The sequence below is a fragment of the Pseudomonas reinekei genome, from assembly GCF_001945365.1.
In the GTDB taxonomy this organism is placed as follows: domain Bacteria; phylum Pseudomonadota; class Gammaproteobacteria; order Pseudomonadales; family Pseudomonadaceae; genus Aquipseudomonas; species Aquipseudomonas reinekei.
Genome location: NZ_MSTQ01000009.1, coordinates 181498 through 199303 on the forward strand (window position 1 = coordinate 181498; position 17806 = coordinate 199303).

Consider the following 17806-nt stretch of genomic DNA (forward strand, 5'->3'; position numbering starts at 1 on the left):
GCGTTGTACTTCCTCAATTAAACCAGGACGCTGCACTGGCGCAGGGCCGTGCGAAGCGTTTCATGACAAGGTGCGCTCAGCCAGGTCAGCGGCAGGCGAATGCCTTCTTGCATCAGGCCCATTTCAACCAAAGCCCACTTCACCGGAATCGGGTTGGCTTCGATGAACAGGTCTTTGTGCAGAGGCATCAGTTTTTCGTTGATTGCACGGGCGGTCGCGGCGTCGCCCCTGAGAGCGGCTTCGCACAGGTCGGCCATTTCGCGCGGAGCGACGTTGGCGGTGACCGAGATGTTGCCCTTGCCGCCCAGCAGGATCAGTTCGACGGCAGTCGGATCATCGCCGGAAAGGAGGATGAAGTCCTTGCTCACGCCATCGAGGATGGCTTGCGCGCGTTTCAGGTCACCGGTCGCTTCCTTGATGCCGATGATGTTCGGCACGGTGGACAGACGGATAACGGTCTCGGCCTGCATGTCGCAGGAGGTGCGGCCTGGAACGTTATAGAGGATCTGAGGGATGTCGACGGCTTCGGCAATGTGCTTGAAGTGCTGGTACAGGCCTTCCTGGGTCGGCTTGTTGTAATACGGCACGACCAGCAGGCAGGCGTCGGCGCCGGCCTCTTTGGCGTTACGGGTCAGCTCGACAGCTTCGCGAGTCGAGTTGGCGCCGGTACCGGCAATCACCGGGATACGCCCGGCAACCTGTTTGACCACGGCTTTGATGACGGCGATGTGTTCTTCTACATCAAGGGTTGCCGACTCGCCGGTCGTTCCGACCGCGACAATGGCATGGGTACCGTTCTTGAGATGGAAGTCCACGAGTTTGCTGAGGCTGTCCCAGTCAAGACGCCCTTGTGCATCCATGGGAGTGACCAGTGCCACCATACTGCCCGCAATCATGAAACCGCTCCTGCCGGAAAAAGAGAGCCGTAATGGTACTGGCGCCAAGATGCTTGTACAAGCGAAGTACTGCGCTGCCGCCATTCCCCTTGGCGTCGCTTTTCGCTACCCTTCAGACTTTGATCGATACTGACAAGCTCGTACACCGGGTCTAAGCCTCCAATTTCGGCATCACAAGCCCCACCCCAGCGTTGCTGCTCCCGCTCCGGCCCTACTGGAGCACGTTGCAAGCTGGGTCGGGGCTTTCTGAATTCGCATTAGCAGGCTCACTCCCGGCAGAACCAGCCGATAGAAGTACCGACCGCTCATCGCTTTAGGAATGCTGCATGTCCACCCCCACAGTTCGCGAACAATTCCTTGTCATCAGTGCCCTCGGCGCCAACCCCATGGAGCTGACCAACGTCCTGTGCCGAGCCAGCCATGAAAACCGCTGCGCCGTCGTCACCTCCCGCCTGACCCGCCATGGCGAGTGCAGTGCGCTGGTGCTGGAAGTCTCCGGCAGTTGGGACGCCCTGGCGCGCCTGGAAGGCAGCCTGCCAGTACTGGCCAAGCGTCATGCGTTTACCGTTAACGTGGTGCGCAGCGCGGCACTGGAGAATCGTCCCCAGGCCCTGCCTTACGTGGCTTATGTCAGCTCGGCTTACCGTTCGGACATCATCAATGAACTGTGCCAGTTCTTCATGGACCACAACGTCGAGCTGGAAAACCTGACCTGCGACACCTATCAGGCTCCACAGACCGGCGGCACCATGCTCAATGCCACGTTTACCGTGACGCTGCCGGCCGGCGTGCAAATCAGCTGGCTGCGCGATCAGTTCCTCGACTTCGCCGACGCGCTGAACCTGGATGCCCTGATCGAACCGTGGCGCCCACAAAACCCAATGTAAGGAAGCTTTTCATGGCCGTTGCTATCGACCAACCGGTTGCCGACTTCGAAGCACCCGCCACCAGCGGGCAAACCGTCAGCCTGGCGAGCCTCAAAGGCAAGCAAGTGGTGATCTACTTCTACCCGAAGGACAGCACGCCGGGTTGCACGACCCAAGGGCAGGGCTTTCGCGATCAACTGGACGCGTTCAAAGCGGCCAACACCGAAGTGTTCGGCGTGTCCCGCGACAGCCTCAAATCCCACGAGAACTTCAAGGCCAAGCAGGCGTTCACGTTCGAGCTGATCAGCGACAAGGAAGAAGCGCTTTGCCAGCTGTTCGATGTGATCAAGCTGAAGAAGCTTTATGGCAAGGAATACATGGGCGTGGATCGCAGCACATTCCTGATCGACAAGAATGGCGTTTTGCGTCAGGAATGGCGTGGCGTGAAAGTGCCTGGGCATGTTGATGCGGTATTGGCCGCAGCTCAGGCGCTGAACAAGGCCTGATCCTTCAAAAGAATCGCAGCCCTGAGCTGCGATTCTTTTATCAGCATCCTTTAAAGCAGCGGCGCCACCACAGGCTCCTTGCGCGGCCACGCATCCAGCACAGCCTTGAACAGCGTCGCCAGGGGAATCGCAAAGAACACGCCCCAGAACCCCCACAGCCCGCCGAACAGCAGCACTGCACAGATGATCGCCACCGGGTGCAGGTTGACCGCTTCGGAAAACAGCAGCGGCACCAGCACGTTGCCATCCAGGGTCTGAATGATTCCGTACACCGCCATCAAATAGATGAACTGATCGCTCCAGCCCCACTGAAACAGCGCGATCAGAAACACCGGCACGGTCACCACGACGGCGCCGACATAGGGCACCACCACCGAAATCCCCACCAGCAATGCCAGCAGTGCCGCGTAGTTGAGCTCCAGGACGACGAAGGCGATGTAGGTCACGCCGCCGCAAATGAAGATCTCGATAACCTTGCCGCGAATGTAGTTGGCGATTTGCCGGTTCATGTCATGGGCGACCCGGGTAATCAAAGCCCGTTCGCGCGGCAAGTAGCCACGCACCCACTGGCCGATCATGGCCCGGTCCTTGAGAAAGAAGAACACCAGGATCGGCACCAGGACCAGGTAGATCATGATGTTGACCAACAGCGGCAGACTCGACAGTGAGAATGTCAGCGCCCATTGACCGAACTTGCCGATCTCGCCCCGCGCCGCTTCGATGGCCCGCAGCACCTGCTCGTCGGACACCAGATGCGGATAACGCTCGGGCAGCAGCAACAATAGCGATTGCCACTTGGCGAGCATCCCCGGCAATTCATTGAACAGCGTGATCAGTTGGTGCCACAGCAGCGGCACGACCACCACGATGAATACCAGCAGCAGCCCCATGAACAAGGCAAACACCAGTCCCACCGCCACCCAGCCCGGCACGCGCATCCGTTCAAGCGCCACCACCAGCCCTTGCATCAGGTACGCCAGCACCATCCCCGCCAGCACCGGCGCCAGCATGCCGCCCAGCGTGAGGACCGCGGTGAACGCCAAAAACAGCAGCACCGCCAGCACCACCGCTTCTTCATCGGAGAAATAGCGCTGAATCCAGTCGCGTAACACTTTGAACATCAATAATCCTTAAGAACAAATGCCGCAGGTTTCAGGCTTTTTTCAACCAGTAGCGGTAAACGCCTGCTTCGTCTTCTTCACGAAGCAGCGTATGACCGGCCAACCGGGCAAAGGTGCGAAAGTCGCGCTGCGAACCCGCATCCGTGGCAATGACCTTGAGTATCGCGCCACTAGCCATCCGATTGAGTTCCATCTTGGCCTTGAGCAACGGCAGCGGACAATTCAGGCCACTGGCGTCCAGCTCAACGTCATGGGCTACAGCATCGATCATTGCATCACTCCGGGTCACGTAGTCGAGTTGCCTAGAATATCTGGTCGCAAGGCTGGTGTCCGGCTACAGTAAGGTCTTTGTCGACTAAGGCTTTGTGCATGACTTTTTTGCGCCCTACCCTGCTGACGCTCGCTTGCCTGCTCGCCTCACCGGGCTTCGCCGACGACCTGCCGTCACTCGGCGACGCCAGTTCTGCCATTGTCTCGCCGCAGCAGGAATATCAGCTGGGCCGTGCCTGGCTCGCGCTGTTGCGCAGCCAGGTGTCACAACTGAACGATCCGCAACTCAAGGACTACGTCGAATCCAGCGTTTATCGCCTGGTGGAAACCAGCCAGGTCAACGACCGGCGTCTTGAGTTCATTCTGATCAACAGCCCGCAACTCAACGCATTCGCAGCGCCGGGCGGCATTGTCGGGGTCAACGGCGGCCTGTTCCTCAATGCCCAGACAGAAGGCGAATACGCGTCGGTACTGGCGCACGAATTGGCTCACCTGTCGCAGCGCCACTTTGCTCGCGGCGTCGAAGCCCAACAGCGCATGCAGGTGCCGATGATGGCTGCGTTGCTGGCCGGGATCGTGATTGCGGCCGCCGGTGCCGGTGATGCCGGGATCGCGGCCATTGCCGGTACGCAGGCAGCAGCGATTCAGGAACAACGACGTTTCTCTCGCCAGAACGAGCAGGAAGCCGACCGTATCGGCATCCTCAACCTGGAAAAGGCTGGTTACGACCCTCGTTCGATGCCTACCATGTTTGAGCGTCTGGGGCGTCAGTACCGTTTTGATGCCAAGCCACCAGAATTCCTGCTGACTCACCCAGTCACAGAATCGCGGATCGCCGACACCCGCAACCGCGCCGAACAGGCTCCACAAGGGGGCATCGAAGACACCGTGCGCTATCAACTGATTCGCGCACGCGTGCAACTGATTTATGAGGAGACTCCGGGCCTGGGCGCCAAGCGCTTCCGCGCCCAGCTGGATGAAAACCCGAAAAGCGATGTCGCGCGCTACGGACTGGCCATTGCCCAGGTCAAGGGTGGCCAACTGAACGAGGCACGGGAAAATCTCAAACTGCTGCTGGCCAAGGCGCCCAACGAGATTATCTACAACCTCGCCCAGATTGATCTGGACATCACCAACAACCGTCTGCCGGATGCACAAACCCGTGTTGACCGGATGCTGACCCAATATCCCGGCAACTATCCGCTGAACCAGGTACGTGTCGATCTGCTGCTGAAACAGAACCGCGCTGCGGACGCTGAGAAAGCACTGGAAGGTTTGCTCAAGTCGCGCCCGGACGATCCGGACGTGTGGTATCAGGTGGCAGAAACTCGCGGCTTGTCGGGCAACATCATTGGCCTGCACCAGGCTCGCGCCGAGTACTTCGCATTGGTCGGCGACTACCGCCAGGCCATCCAGCAACTGGACTTCGCCAAGCGCAAGGCCGGCTCCAACTTCCCACTGTCGTCACGCATCGATGCCCGCCAGCGAGAGCTGATGGAGCAGGAGCGCATGATCAAGGACATGATGGGCTAGCGTGTTTCAGGCACAAAAAACCGCCTCTTTCGAGGCGGTTTTTTATTCAACCTGCAAACGGATTATTCAGCCAGTTTGAAGGTGATGAAGCTGGCACGACCCTGACGCAATACACGCATCGATACCGAACGATTCTTCGGCAGCGCCTTGGCGATGTCGGTGAATTGCTTGGCGGACTCGATCGCCTGGTTGTTGAGGTGAGTAATGACGTCACCTGGCTGCAGGCCAATCATCGACGCAGGACCGTCCTGCACTTCCTTGATCACCACACCGCCCTTGAGGTCGTAGGTTTTCTTCTGCTCGGCGGTCAACTCGACAACCGCAACACCCAGACGATTACTGCTGATCTCAGCGCCGGACTTTGGCAACGCTTCCAGCTCTTTGTCTTCGTCAGGAATGGCGCCGACCGTCAGCTCGACGTTCTTGCGCTTGCCCTCGCGGATGACTTCCAGATTAGCCTTGGCACCGGCTTTCAGTGCACCCACCAGATGCGGCAGATCGGCGGACATGACGATCGGCTGACCATTCATGCTCAGGATCACGTCGCCAACCTGCAAGCCGCCCTTGGCAGCCGGGCCGTCATCCTGGATCTGGGCAACCAGCGCACCGGCCGGCTTGTCCAGACCGAATGACTCAGCCAGATCCTTGTTCACTTCCTGGATCACGACACCCAACCAGCCACGGCTGACTTTGCCGCCGCTTTTGAGCTGATTGGAAACGTCCATCGCCACATCGATGGGAATCGCGAACGATACGCCCATGAAGCCGCCGGAACGGGTGTAGATCTGCGAGTTGATGCCAACCACTTCTCCGTTCAGGTTAAACAGCGGACCACCGGAGTTACCCGGGTTGATTGGCACGTCGGTCTGGATGAACGGCACGTAGTTCTCGTTGGGCAGGCTGCGACCGACGGCACTGACGATGCCTTGGGTCACTGTGTGGTCAAAGCCGAACGGCGAACCGATTGCCACGACCCATTGACCGGCCTTCAGGTCCTGGGATTTGCCGAGCTTCAGAACCGGCAGGTCCTTGCCTTCGATTTTCAACAGCGCCACGTCGGAACGTGGATCGGTGCCGACCAGTTTGGCTTTCATTTCACTGCGATCGGCCAGACGCACGAGTATTTCGTCGGCATCAGCGATGACGTGATTGTTGGTCAGGATGTAGCCGTCAGGCGAGATGATGAAACCCGAACCCAGGGATTGGGCCTCACGCTGACGATCGCCGCGAGGCGAACGCGGCTGCGGCGGCATGCCGCGCTCGAAGAACTCGCGCAGCATTGGCGGCAGGCCTTCAAGGTCAGGCATCTGCTGGTTCACTTTGCGTTCCGGCAGCTTTTGCGTGGTACTGATGTTCACGACCGCGGGCGACGCCTGTTCAACCAGTTGCGTGAAGTCAGGCAATTCGACTGCTTGCGCAGCGACCGACTGACCGAGCACCAGCACGGTGGCAAAGATGGATAGATAAGTTTTCAAGCGTGGTATCGACATACGGCTCCCGTTACGACGAGCATGGTTAAGCGATATGGTTCAAAGAACACCGGGAAAGATACGCCAGTATTTTTGTTCCGGGAACAACAAACAAGGCCAGAGCCGAGGGGCTCTGACCTATAAAAAATTTTGGGGGTCTTTGCAAACTGAAATGCTCACGAAACATTTCGATTTCAGCTCACTGCTTGGAGGTTGCAGTGACGTCGGCGCGCATGGACAAGGCTATCCGTTCAGCAGTGCCGACCGGAATTTCACCCACCACCGTCACCATCATTTCACCTTGCGGGGTCGTCAATCGCCGGGATACAGCCACCGTTGGCCCGAGCTGAGTGCGGGTATCGGTGACGGCAGCGCCGTTCAAAGGCTCAAGGAAAACAGAAAAACGCGCCAGGCCATCGTCATACATCAGGCTGTTGACCTGGGTTTTGGTCTCGGGGTCTTTACGTGACGTGCTGCTGGTCAGCTCGAACCCTGGTGGCAACCAGTCTGAATGCCAGGCCTGCGCAGCCTTGACTGCCGAAGCCTTGTCACTGTCGAGGTTAACTGCCTTGCAATCGCTGCCCGGCTGCAGATCGCTCTCGGACGGAACATCAGAGGTGACCAGTTGCGTGAACTGGAAACGCTCCAGCAGACGCCCTTTGTCATCGAGCAACAATGACTTGAGTGGCAGGCCGGTTTCCTTGTCCAGATGCAGCTCGAACCCGTAACGGTGCTGGTCGCGAGGCGTCAGTGACACAATGACCGCCGAACGCCCGGCCACACGCGACTTGCCGATGACGGCAAGGTCATACCAGTTCTTGAGCTTTTTTGGATCAAGTGCACGGGCGGCGGCATTGGGAGAATCCCCAAGCCCTGCAATCAGGGTGCCGCTGACACATTGTGTATGGCCATCGACGCGCACAACCTCCTGAGCGGATCCGTCGAGCTGAAGCAAACGCTCGCGGACCTTGCCATCCTGGACGCGGTGCCAGATGTTATGGGTAGAAAAACTACCGTTACGCTCGTAGACGAAGGTACCGTGAAAGCTTTGCTGTTGCTCGGCCTGACCAAGACGGGTCAACCAGTCCTGGGCTTCATCGGCATGGGCTGGAACAACAAACCAGCCACCGAGCAGAAGCGAAAGTAGAGGTATGGCGCGCATGATCCTCCTTAGCGGTTTTCCAGGCTTGCTGCGCGAGCGTAAGGCAGTGCGCTCTCAGTGCCTTTCAATGCAGCCTGTTGAGCATGTTGACGCAGGTAGCTCGGCAGACGTTGATCGTGCCAGCCAGGCTGACCTTGCAATACGCCGTTGGCCATAGGGCCAGTGGCTTCCGAACTCTCATTGTAGCCTGCCAAAACGGCCGGGCCCTTCACTTGAGGTGCGGCCAGATTCTGTTGGCTGGACTGCTGAGCCAGTTCTACACCGGCGATTTCGTCCTGATTGTACAGGCGAACACCCGCCAGTACAGCCACCGTTACCGAAGCTGCGACCGCCAGACGACCCAGGCTGCGCCATGGACCACGGGTGGCTTTTGCCGGTACGGCTTCGTCAGCCAAGGCTGCGGAAACGGCCGCGGCGATGTCCAGACGTGGAAGCAGCAGATCCTTGTGCATCGCTGCCCGAGCGATCTGATAACGAGCCCAGGTTTCACGGGTTTCAACATCGTCACAGGCACTGAGTACCCGACGCAATTCCAATTCGTCCGCTTCGTTATCCATCACTGCGGACAGCGATTCCTGCAGGGCTTCACGACTCATGGCGTTCCTCTCTTGGCTGTCGCCGCTGTCTTTAGTTTTCCTGCAACAACGGCTGCAGGGCTTTATCGATGGCCTCCCGGGCGCGGAAAATCCGGGAGCGCACGGTGCCCACCGGACATTGCATGACGCTCGCAATGTCCTCGTAACTCAGACCATCGAATTCACGTAAAGTTAAAGCCGTACGCAAATCTTCCGGTAGTTGCTGAATGGTTCGATGGACGGTGCCTTCGATCTCATCCCGCAGCAAAGCCCGCTCTGGCGACTCGAGATCCTTGAGGCCATGATCGCCATCGTAGAACTCTGCATCCTCGGAACTGACATCGCTATCCGGCGGCCGACGGCCGCGTGAAACCAGATAGTTTTTCGCCGTATTAATGGCGATGCGGTAAAGCCACGTGTAAAACGCGCTGTCTCCGCGAAAATTTCCAAGTGCACGGTAGGCCTTGATAAAGGCTTCCTGTGCCACATCCTGGGCTTCATGGGTGTCGTGCACAAAACGCACGATCAACCCGAGAATTTTGTGCTGGTATTTCAGCACTAGCAGATCGAATGCGCGCTTGTCGCCGCGTTGAACGCGTTCGACCAGCTGCTGATCCTCTTCCTGGGTTAGCATGAACACTCCTCGATGAGCTCGGAGGAGGCTTGCATTACTAAACGACCGGACTTGCAAACATAGACTCGGGCTTTTCGCAAAAGTTCTCCCCCTCCAGGCAAGTTTCCTGCGGGCTCTGATTCGGCACGCACGAAAAACGCAGCGCGAGATTCCCCGGCTGCGCGAATAATCTTGTTATCGGTTCGCCGACAAGGATCCAAAGCAGATCCCGCGCTGAAGCCGACACTGTCCCTTGAATCAGGCAACCGTCTATTGATCTTGGGCCTTTGGCAAAAGTTCCAAATATTTATAGCTGCATGAAACCGACATTGTGCAACCACGCAGCGAAAAAGACTGTTAAATCCACGATACAGTTCACTTGTCGCCGAATCGATCGAAAAAACATCCGACGAAGCGTCGGGTGTTTTCCGCAAGAGTAGTTTCACAATGCCATATGGGCTCGGCTATTGTGCCGCTCCCCCCCTCTATATACTAGTGGGCTGTTCGCAAACCTGACTCGCCTGTCCAGTTGTCCAGCGCCTCCCCCGACCCGGGTCGCTTTGAGCGGAATCCTGAAATGAGCCAACAGTTTCAACACGATGTTCTGGTAATTGGCAGCGGCGCTGCCGGCTTGAGCCTTGCGCTGACCTTGCCCGGTCATTTGCGTATCGCCGTACTGAGCAAAGGCGATCTCGCCAATGGCTCGACGTTCTGGGCGCAAGGCGGTGTCGCTGCCGTTCTGGATGACACTGACACTGTCGAATCCCACGTCGATGACACCCTCAATGCCGGCGGCGGCCTGTGTCACGAGGATGCCGTGCGCTTCACGGTCGAGCACAGCAAAGAGGCGATTCAATGGCTGATCGACCAGGGCGTTCCCTTCACTCGTGATGAACAGTCCAGCGTCGAAGACGGCGGCTTCGAATTTCACCTGACCCGTGAAGGCGGGCACAGTCATCGCCGTATCATCCATGCCGCTGACGCCACGGGCGCGGCGATTTTCAGAACCTTGCTGACCCAGGCCATGCAACGGCCGAACATCGAACTGCTGGAACAGCGAGTCGCCGTCGACCTGATCACCGAAAAACGCCTCGGCCTTGAGGGCGAACGCTGCCTGGGCGCCTACGTGCTCAATCGCGGCACCGGTGAAGTGGACACCTATGGCGCCCGTTTCGTGATCCTCGCCTCCGGTGGCGCCGCCAAGGTCTACCTTTATACCAGCAACCCCGACGGCGCCTGCGGTGACGGCATTGCCATGGCCTGGCGCTCGGGCTGCCGGGTAGCGAACCTGGAATTCAACCAGTTCCACCCCACCTGCCTGTATCACCCGCAAGCGAAGAGCTTCCTGATCACTGAAGCCCTGCGCGGTGAAGGCGCACACTTGAAGCTGCCCAACGGCGAGCGCTTCATGCAGCGATTCGACCCACGGGCCGAACTGGCGCCCCGAGACATCGTCGCACGGGCCATCGACCATGAAATGAAGCGCCTGGGCGTTGACTGCGTGTATCTGGACATCAGCCACAAGTCCGAAGACTTCATCAAGACGCACTTCCCCACCGTCTACGAACGCTGCCTCGAATTTTCCATCGACATCACCAAGCAACCGATCCCGGTGGTTCCGGCGGCGCACTACACCTGCGGTGGCGTAATGGTCGACCAGCAAGGTCGCACCGATGTACCCGGGCTGTACGCGATTGGCGAAACCAGCTTCACTGGCCTGCACGGTGCCAACCGCATGGCCAGCAACTCGCTGCTGGAGTGCTTTGTCTACGCGCGCTCGGCGGCTGCGGACATCGTTGAGCAGTTGCCGCAGATTTCAACACCCATCGCCCTGCCCGCCTGGGATGCAAGCCAGGTGACGGATTCCGACGAAGACGTGATCATTGCGCACAACTGGGATGAGCTGCGGCGCTTCATGTGGGACTACGTTGGCATCGTGCGCACCAACAAGCGCCTGCAACGGGCTCAGCACCGGGTGCGGTTGTTGCTGGATGAAATCGACGAGTTCTACAGCAACTACAAAGTCAGCCGGGACTTGATTGAATTGCGCAACCTCGCCCAAGTGGCCGAATTGATGATTTTGTCAGCCATGGAGCGCAAGGAAAGTCGCGGCCTGCATTACACGCTCGACTATCCGGAGATGCTGCCCGTCGCGCTCGACACTATTCTGGTGCCGCCCACCTACGCCGACTGAACTTGAGCCGAACCCGCAGGCGTCGGTGCACATCCGCCGCCTGCGAATCCCGGGGCACACAGATTGCCCGGACCCGCCGCTCGCCTCGCAGACGAAAACGCAGCACCACCACCAACGGCAGCGCCAGGCTGTCCGGTCGCAACTGCACCGGTTGCCATCCCGCCGCCCGATTCCATAACTGCCAACCATCGGCATCGCGACGCAAGCCGCAAAATGCCTGTGGGTGTGTCAGCAATATCTGACGAGGCAACGCCCGAATGCCATGCAGCAGGCAGCATAAAGCGCCCGGCAGGCTGGCCCAGAGCGGAAGTTCAAGCAGGAACAACGAGCCCAGCGCGAGCAGCTGGGCCAACAGATAAGCCGCCAGCAACTGCCGTGAGGCATGCCAGCGGCATTCGAACGAATTACTTGGGCTGGACACGGTCCAGGATCATGCGAACCATGCGCTGAAGCTCCGGATCTTCCGATTCGTTGCGCTCCATGAACCAGCCGAACATGTCCTGATCCTCGCATTCCAGCAGGCGGACGTACAACGCGCGATCCACCTCGTTCAGACTTGCGTAAACCTCTTTCACAAACGGCACCAGCAACACGTCAAGCTCAAGCATGCCGCGGCGGCTGTGCCAGTAGAGGCGATTCAGTTCAACATCTTCGACCATGGAGCGCTCCTCAAATAGGCCGCAAGTATACAGCGCCTCGCCGCGCCGAACAGTCGGCTTTGGTCGGGCACCGGCGATCCTTTGTGAACTACCCATTTCGAAGGCGCCCCCTTATCATGTCCGCCAGACTCTTTACCCTGCGATGACCCATGGCCGATTCTGCTTTTTTCTGCACGCTGTCTCATGAAGGTGTCCTGGCGGTCCGCGGCGCGGACGCCGGCAAATTCCTGCAAGGCCAATTGACCTGCAACCTCAACTACCTGAGCGACACACAGTCCAGCCTCGGGGCGCGCTGCACCCAGAAAGGCCGGATGCAATCGAGCTTCCGTATCTTGCTCGAAGGTGACGGCGTGTTGCTGGCCATGGCCAGTGAACTGTTGGAACCGCAACTGGCCGACCTGAAAAAGTACGCCGTGTTTTCCAAATCCAAACTGACTGACGAAAGCACTGCCTGGACTCGATTCGGCATCGATCATGGCGATGCCGCACTGAACAGCCTTGGACTCGACCTGCCGGCAGACACCGACAGCGTCGCGCGACATGACGGTTTGATCGCCATTCGCGTATCGCCCGAGCGCGCCGAACTCTGGGCCGCGGCGGATCAGGCCAACAGCATCAAGGGCAAGCTGTCAGCGCTGCTGGCCGAAGGTGACCTCAATCAATGGCTGCTGGGCCAGGTCCGCGCAGGGATCGGCCAGGTCATGCCCGGCACCCGCGAGCTGTTCATTCCGCAGATGCTCAATCTGCAAGCCGTTGGCGGCGTGAGTTTCAAAAAGGGTTGCTACACCGGCCAGGAAATCGTTGCGCGGATGCAGTACCTGGGCAAACTCAAGCGTCGACTCTATCGCGTGAAACTGGACGCCAGCGACCTGCCTGAACCTGGCACCCAACTGTTTTCCCCAAGCCATAACAGTGCAATCGGTGAAGTGGTGCTCGCTGCCAACGCCCAAAACCACATTGAACTGTTGGCCGTGTTGCAAGCCGAAGCTGCAGAGGGTGGCGATATTCATGTGGGCGCCATCGATGGCCCGCCGCTGCACTTGCTCGACCTGCCTTATCAACTGGACCGCGACCGCGAGATCCAGCGTTAATCGCAGTACCCTTTTGCGACACCTAGAGAAACTAAATGATTGAGCTGGCGGAAAAGGTCCAACAGGATTTGGTTGAGGCCATCGATAACGATGACCTGGTTCTGCCGACATTACCGGAAGTGGCGTTGCAGATTCGCAAGGCCGCTGAAGACCCGGAAATCAGCATCAGCAGTTTGAGCAAAGTGATTGGCCGTGATGCCGCGCTGTCGGCGCGCCTGATCAAGGTGGTTAACAGCCCCTTGCTGCGCGCGACCCAGGAAGTTACTGACTTGCACACGGCAATCACTCGTTTGGGCATCAATTACAGCAGCAACCTGGCGATCGGCTTGGTCATGGAACAGATTTTCCATGCCCGCTCCGAGGTGGTTGAACAGAAAATGCGCGATGTCTGGCGCAAGAGCCTGGAGATTGCCGGCGTCAGTTATGCGCTGTGCCGCACGTACACCCAACTCAAGCCTGATCAGGCAGCACTTGGCGGGCTGGTCCATCAGATTGGCGTGTTGCCGATCCTGACCTATGCCGAAGACCACTATGAGCTGCTGGCCGATCCGGTCAGCCTCAACCATGTAATTGAGCGCATTCATCCGCTGCTCGGCGACAAGCTGCTCAGGGCCTGGGAGTTTCCGGAGTTGCTGGTGCAGGTGCCGCTGCTGTATCAGAACTTCAAGCGGCAATCGGCCCGGATCGATTATGTCGACCTGGTGCAGGTTGCCAGCCTGTACTGCCACAAAGACACCGACCACCCGATTTCGCGCATCGATCCACTTAGCGTCCCGGCCTTCGTCAAACTCGGGATTGATCTGGACAACCAAGCCAGGTGCGCCGAACTGGAGGAAACGCGGTCGATGTTTTACTGAGCCTGAGCCAGTCCTTGTGACGAGGGAGCTTGCTCCCCCTCCACAAAAAGCGGTAATCACTCCCCGGGAATAAAACTCACCCGAACCTTCAACCCCGCCTTTTCCCCATCATGCAGGCTGATCTGCGCCAGGTGCGCCCGACAGATCTCGCCGACAATCGCCAACCCCAGGCCTGACCCAGCCACTTGCTGGTTGCGTCGATAAAAACGCTCGAACACCCGATCACGCTCATCCAGTGGAATCCCCGGACCGTCGTCTTCGACCTCCAGCACCGCTGGCGCCGAAACCCGCAAAATGACGTTGCCGCCCGACGGCGTGTGGGCCAGGGCGTTGTCCACCAGATTGCTCAACAGCTCGTTCAACAACGTCGGTTCACCGCGCAACCAAACGGGCTCGTCCGCCTCCAGCGCCAGCGCCACCCCACGTTTGTGGGCCAGTGGTGCCATGGCCATACCCAGTTCACGCGCCAGTTGACTGAGGTCCAGCAACTGCGCGCCGCCCTCGGCAATCGCCCGGGCGCCGTTTTCGACCCGCGCCAGCGAGAGCAACTGGTTAGCCAGATGAGTCAGACGATCAGTCCCCTGAGCCGCAGTTTCCAGCGTGCTGCGCCAGGTTTGTGGCTCGGTCGAACGCAAGCCCAGCTCAAGCCGAGCCTTGAGCGCCGCCAGTGGCGTGCGCAGTTCATGGGCGGCATCGGCAATGAACTGCGCTTGCCGCTCGAATTGCCCGCGCAGGCGTTCGGTAAAGTGATTGAGGGCGCGCACCAGCGGCCATAATTCGTGTTGCACTTCCACCAGCGGCAACGGCCGCAAGTCATCCGGCTGACGCTCCTCCACCGCCGTGCGCAAGCGCTCCAACGGACGCAAAGCAGCACTGACCGCAAACCACACCATCAGTAATGCCCCGACCGCCAGCATGCCCAGACGCAGCAATGTATCTGCCGCCAGGCTGCGGGCCATGCTGACCCGCGCTTCATCGGTTTCGGCCACGCGGATTTCCGCCATGCCGTTCATGTTCGGTTCGCTGACCGGTTTGAGCAGGCTGACCACACGCACGTTCTGCCCGCGATAAGTCGCATTGTAGAACCGCGCCAGCGCCGGATAATCATCGGTGCGCGGCGTTCCCGGGGGCGGGCCAGGCAGGTTTTCGTAGCCGGAAATCAGCTTCTGGTTGATGTCATTGACCAGATAAAATATCCGCCCGGCACTGTCATAGGCGAAGGTGTCTAGCGCCACGTAAGGCACGTCGAGACTGAGGCTGCCGTCGCGTTCGGAGAGGCCCGCCGCGATGGTCCGCGCCGAGGCGAGCAACGTCCGGTCATAAGCCGTATCGGCCGCTTCGCGACCGTTCCAGTAGGCGCTCAAGCCGCTGGCCAGCATCAACACCACCAGCAGCACTGCCAGATTCCACAGCAACCGCCAGCGCAGGCTGCTGGGCTTATGCATCGCGGCTTTCCAGCAAATAACCGAGGCCGCGGAACGTCACGATGGCCACCGGCTGGCCGTCGAGTTTCTTGCGCAAGCGGTGCACGTAGATTTCGATGGCGTCGGGGCTGGCCTCTTCGTCGAGACCGAAGACTTGAGAGGCCAGTTGTTCCTTGCTCATCACCCGACCCGGCCGGGCGATCAACGCTTCGAGCACGGCCTGCTCGCGGGAGGTCAAGGTCAGCAACTCTTCGCCAAGGGTGAAGCGCCGGGTGTCCAGATCGTAGGCCAGCACGCCGCAGCGTTGCAGGCGCTCACCGCCCAGCACACTGCGGCGCAACAGGGCCTTGACCCGCGCTTCGAGCTCGGTGAGCTCAAACGGTTTGGCCAGGTAATCATCGGCGCCGAGGTTCAGGCCATGGACCCGGTCCTTGACGTCACTGCGCGCCGTCAGCATCAGCACCGGCAGGTTCTTGCCCCGCGCACGCAGGCGCGCCAGCACTTCAAAACCATCCATGCGCGGCAAGCCGACATCAAGGATCGCCATGGCGTATTCCTCGCTGCCCAGCGCCAGGTCGGCCGCCACGCCATCGTGCAGCACATCCACGGTCAGGCCGGTGCTCTTGAGCGCCTGGGCGACACTTTCGGCGAGCTGCAGATGGTCTTCGACGAGCAGGACACGCATGGATTTTTACCTCATTCAGGGATGGTCGACGCCATTCTTTGGCGCGGAGTTTACAGCGGCATCCGTCGCTGTGAAGCCCGAAAAACCGTGAAAGCCCGATGAAAGGTTAGCGAAAGGTTCGAGCGTTAGAGTCGATCCACGGAGGTTTTCAATCGTAGCCATCGCTCCTGCTTTGAAATGTAGCTCCCGAAAAACGCCTTGATGCGTTTTCGCCAATAAGAACAATAACGAGGTACTTCGCCATGCTGCCCACCCAGCGCCAGATTTGCCCGCCCCGCGCCTATTCCCGCACCTCATCGTTTACGCTTGCCGGCGCCGTTATCGGCTGCGCGAAGCGAAACCGCCGCACCTGAAACATCCCAAAAACAACAACTCCCGTGGAGAAAAAAATGAATCGACCACTGCGCCGTTTCGCCCTCGCCGCCAGCTGCATGCTGTTTGCCGGCCAACTGATGGCCGAGCCCAAGCGCCCGGAATGCATCGCTCCGGCATCGCCGGGCGGCGGTTTCGACCTGACCTGCAAACTGGCGCAAAGCGCGCTGGTCAACGAAAAACTGCTGACCAAACCGATGCGCGTGACGTACATGCCTGGCGGTGTCGGCGCCGTGGCCTACAACGCAGTGGTTGCCCAGCGTCCGGCGGATGCCGGCACGTTGGTGGCCTGGTCGAGCGGTTCGTTGCTGAACCTGGCCCAGGGCAAGTTCGGCCGTTTCGATGAAAGCAATGTGCGCTGGCTCGCGGCTGTCGGCACCAGTTACGGCGCCATCGCAGTAAAAAGCGATTCGCCCTACAAGACCCTCGACGACCTCGTTCAGGCGCTGAAGAAAGACCCGAGCAAAGTGGTGATTGGTTCCGGCGGCACCGTTGGCAGCCAGGACTGGATGCAAACCGCACTGATCGCCAAGGCCGCCGGGATCAATCCGCGTGACCTGCGTTACGTCGCCCTCGAAGGCGGCGGTGAAATCGCCACCGCCCTGCTCGGCGGCCACATTCAGGTCGGCAGCACCGACATCTCCGACTCCATGCCGCACATCGAGAGCGGCGACATGCGCCTGCTGGCGGTGTTCGCCGACAAGCGTCTCGATGAGCCGGAAATGAAGGACATCCCGACCGCTCGCGAGCAAGGCTACGACATCGTCTGGCCAGTGGTTCGCGGTTTCTACCTCGGGCCAAAAGTCAGCGACGAAGACTACGCCTGGTGGAAAGACTCCTTCGACAAACTGCTGGCTTCCCCTGAGTTCGCCAAGCTGCGCGATCAGCGTGAACTGTTCCCGTTCGCCATGACCGGCCCGGAACTGGACACCTACGTGAAGAAGCAAGTCGCGGACTACAAAGTGCTGGCCAAAGAGTTCGGCCTGATTCAGTGATCGCCTCTGTCTAGCGGCTGCGGCTCCGCTTGGCGGAGTCGCGGCAAAGGAGTTCCCCATGCTCTTACAACGCATTTTTGCTTCGGTGCTGTTGCTGGCCTGTCTCGGCCTCGCGCTGATGGCCTGGCCGTATCAAGCGGCTTTTTCCTATGAACCGGTGGGGCCTCGGGCCTTTCCGCTGTTGATGCTCGGTCTGATGGGCGCGGCGCTGTTGTACATGGTGTTCCGTCCGGCACCGATCAAGCACAGTGAGGACGAGCCTCCGCTGGATCGCGAAACCCTGACCAAGATCGGCATCTGCGTAGCGCTGCTACTGGTGTTCGCCGGCACCTTCGAACCGCTGGGTTTCATCGTCGCCAGCATCCTCATCGGCGTGCCCATGGCCCGTCTGTATGGCGGTCGCTGGGTGCCAAGCATCGTGATCATCAGTCTGATGGCCGTCGGCCTCTACCTGCTGTTCGACAAGTTGATGGACGTGCCGCTGCCACTTGGCGTGCTCGACGTTCTGGAGAACTGAT

The 17806-nt window shown here is 59.5% G+C and carries 19 protein-coding genes; 8 read left to right on the plus strand and 11 right to left on the minus strand.

Annotated elements, in window-relative coordinates; all coding sequences use genetic code 11:
- Positions 1–17: 17 nt before the first annotated feature.
- Positions 18–896, minus strand: coding sequence for a 4-hydroxy-tetrahydrodipicolinate synthase (gene dapA / locus BVK86_RS16840; RefSeq protein ID WP_075947489.1), 879 nt, complete (start codon positions 894–896; stop codon positions 18–20).
- Between the two features lie 326 nt (positions 897–1222).
- Here dapA and BVK86_RS16850 point away from each other — a divergent pair, with 326 nt between their 5' ends.
- Positions 1223–1783 carry a glycine cleavage system transcriptional repressor gene (locus BVK86_RS16850; protein ID WP_056856013.1) on the plus strand — a complete coding sequence of 187 codons (561 nt, stop codon included), beginning with the start codon at positions 1223–1225 and terminating at the stop codon, positions 1781–1783.
- 11 nt (positions 1784–1794) lie between these two features.
- A complete protein-coding gene (locus tag BVK86_RS16855) occupies positions 1795–2268 on the plus strand; it encodes a peroxiredoxin (RefSeq protein WP_008034924.1) in 474 nt (157 codons plus the stop codon).
- Positions 2269–2318: 50 nt separating this feature from the next.
- Here the strand turns inward: BVK86_RS16855 and BVK86_RS16860 are convergent, their stop codons facing one another.
- A complete protein-coding gene (locus BVK86_RS16860; protein WP_075947490.1) occupies positions 2319–3389 on the minus strand; it encodes an AI-2E family transporter in 1071 nt (356 codons plus the stop codon).
- A gap of 31 nt (positions 3390–3420) precedes the next feature.
- Positions 3421–3660: a sulfurtransferase TusA family protein gene (locus BVK86_RS16865; RefSeq protein WP_056856016.1), complete on the minus strand. Its 240-nt coding sequence runs from the start codon at positions 3658–3660 to the stop codon at positions 3421–3423.
- A gap of 98 nt (positions 3661–3758) precedes the next feature.
- Between BVK86_RS16865 and BVK86_RS16870 the strand changes: the two genes are divergently transcribed.
- Positions 3759–5192 carry a M48 family metalloprotease gene (locus tag BVK86_RS16870; RefSeq protein ID WP_075947491.1) on the plus strand — a complete coding sequence of 478 codons (1434 nt, stop codon included), beginning with the start codon at positions 3759–3761 and terminating at the stop codon, positions 5190–5192.
- 62 nt (positions 5193–5254) lie between these two features.
- Here BVK86_RS16870 and BVK86_RS16875 read toward each other — a convergent pair whose 3' ends face one another.
- The 4 genes from BVK86_RS16875 to rpoE all read right to left on the minus strand — a co-directional run bounded on the left by BVK86_RS16875 (position 5255) and on the right by rpoE (position 9032).
- Complete coding sequence (locus tag BVK86_RS16875; RefSeq protein ID WP_075947492.1) at positions 5255–6682, minus strand: DegQ family serine endoprotease; 1428 nt, start codon at positions 6680–6682, stop codon at positions 5255–5257.
- A 178-nt stretch (positions 6683–6860) separates the two neighbouring features.
- Complete coding sequence (locus BVK86_RS16880; RefSeq protein WP_075947493.1) at positions 6861–7823, minus strand: MucB/RseB C-terminal domain-containing protein; 963 nt, start codon at positions 7821–7823, stop codon at positions 6861–6863.
- Positions 7824–7831: 8 nt separating this feature from the next.
- A complete protein-coding gene (locus tag BVK86_RS16885; protein WP_056856020.1) occupies positions 7832–8419 on the minus strand; it encodes a sigma-E factor negative regulatory protein in 588 nt (195 codons plus the stop codon).
- Between the two features lie 31 nt (positions 8420–8450).
- Positions 8451–9032 (minus strand): RNA polymerase sigma factor RpoE/AlgU, encoded by a 582-nt coding sequence (rpoE, locus tag BVK86_RS16890; RefSeq protein WP_003172477.1) that lies wholly within the window; start codon positions 9030–9032, stop codon positions 8451–8453.
- Between the two features lie 556 nt (positions 9033–9588).
- Here rpoE and nadB point away from each other — a divergent pair.
- Positions 9589–11205 (plus strand): L-aspartate oxidase, encoded by a 1617-nt coding sequence (gene nadB / locus BVK86_RS16895; protein WP_075947494.1) that lies wholly within the window; start codon positions 9589–9591, stop codon positions 11203–11205.
- Here the strand turns inward: nadB and BVK86_RS16900 are convergent.
- A complete protein-coding gene (locus BVK86_RS16900) occupies positions 11174–11626 on the minus strand; it encodes a protein YgfX (RefSeq protein ID WP_075947495.1) in 453 nt (150 codons plus the stop codon). The two genes, nadB and BVK86_RS16900, sit on opposite strands and share 32 nt — an antisense overlap.
- Positions 11610–11864 carry an FAD assembly factor SdhE gene (locus BVK86_RS16905; RefSeq protein ID WP_056856022.1) on the minus strand — a complete coding sequence of 85 codons (255 nt, stop codon included), beginning with the start codon at positions 11862–11864 and terminating at the stop codon, positions 11610–11612. The genes BVK86_RS16900 and BVK86_RS16905 overlap by 17 nt, the downstream gene beginning before the upstream one ends.
- A 149-nt stretch (positions 11865–12013) precedes the next feature.
- On the opposite strand from BVK86_RS16905, the gene ygfZ reads away from it, so the two are divergent.
- Entirely contained in the window at positions 12014–12955 is a 942-nt protein-coding gene (ygfZ, locus tag BVK86_RS16910; RefSeq protein WP_075947496.1) for a CAF17-like 4Fe-4S cluster assembly/insertion protein YgfZ, read from the plus strand.
- 35 nt (positions 12956–12990) lie between these two features.
- Positions 12991–13812 carry an HDOD domain-containing protein gene (locus BVK86_RS16915; protein WP_075947497.1) on the plus strand — a complete coding sequence of 274 codons (822 nt, stop codon included), beginning with the start codon at positions 12991–12993 and terminating at the stop codon, positions 13810–13812.
- 56 nt (positions 13813–13868) lie between these two features.
- Here the strand turns inward: BVK86_RS16915 and BVK86_RS16920 are convergent, their stop codons facing one another.
- Positions 13869–15257, minus strand: coding sequence for a sensor histidine kinase (locus BVK86_RS16920; protein ID WP_075947498.1), 1389 nt, complete (start codon positions 15255–15257; stop codon positions 13869–13871).
- A complete protein-coding gene (locus BVK86_RS16925; protein ID WP_075947499.1) occupies positions 15250–15921 on the minus strand; it encodes a response regulator in 672 nt (223 codons plus the stop codon). The genes BVK86_RS16920 and BVK86_RS16925 overlap by 8 nt, the downstream gene beginning before the upstream one ends.
- 389 nt (positions 15922–16310) lie before the next feature.
- On the opposite strand from BVK86_RS16925, the gene BVK86_RS16930 reads away from it, so the two are divergent.
- Together BVK86_RS16930 and BVK86_RS16935 are read left to right on the plus strand one after the other, a co-directional pair.
- Entirely contained in the window at positions 16311–17288 is a 978-nt protein-coding gene (locus tag BVK86_RS16930) for a Bug family tripartite tricarboxylate transporter substrate binding protein (RefSeq protein WP_075947500.1), read from the plus strand.
- A gap of 58 nt (positions 17289–17346) precedes the next feature.
- Positions 17347–17805: a tripartite tricarboxylate transporter TctB family protein gene (locus BVK86_RS16935; RefSeq protein ID WP_075947501.1), complete on the plus strand. Its 459-nt coding sequence runs from the start codon at positions 17347–17349 to the stop codon at positions 17803–17805.
- Position 17806 lies beyond the last annotated feature (1 nt).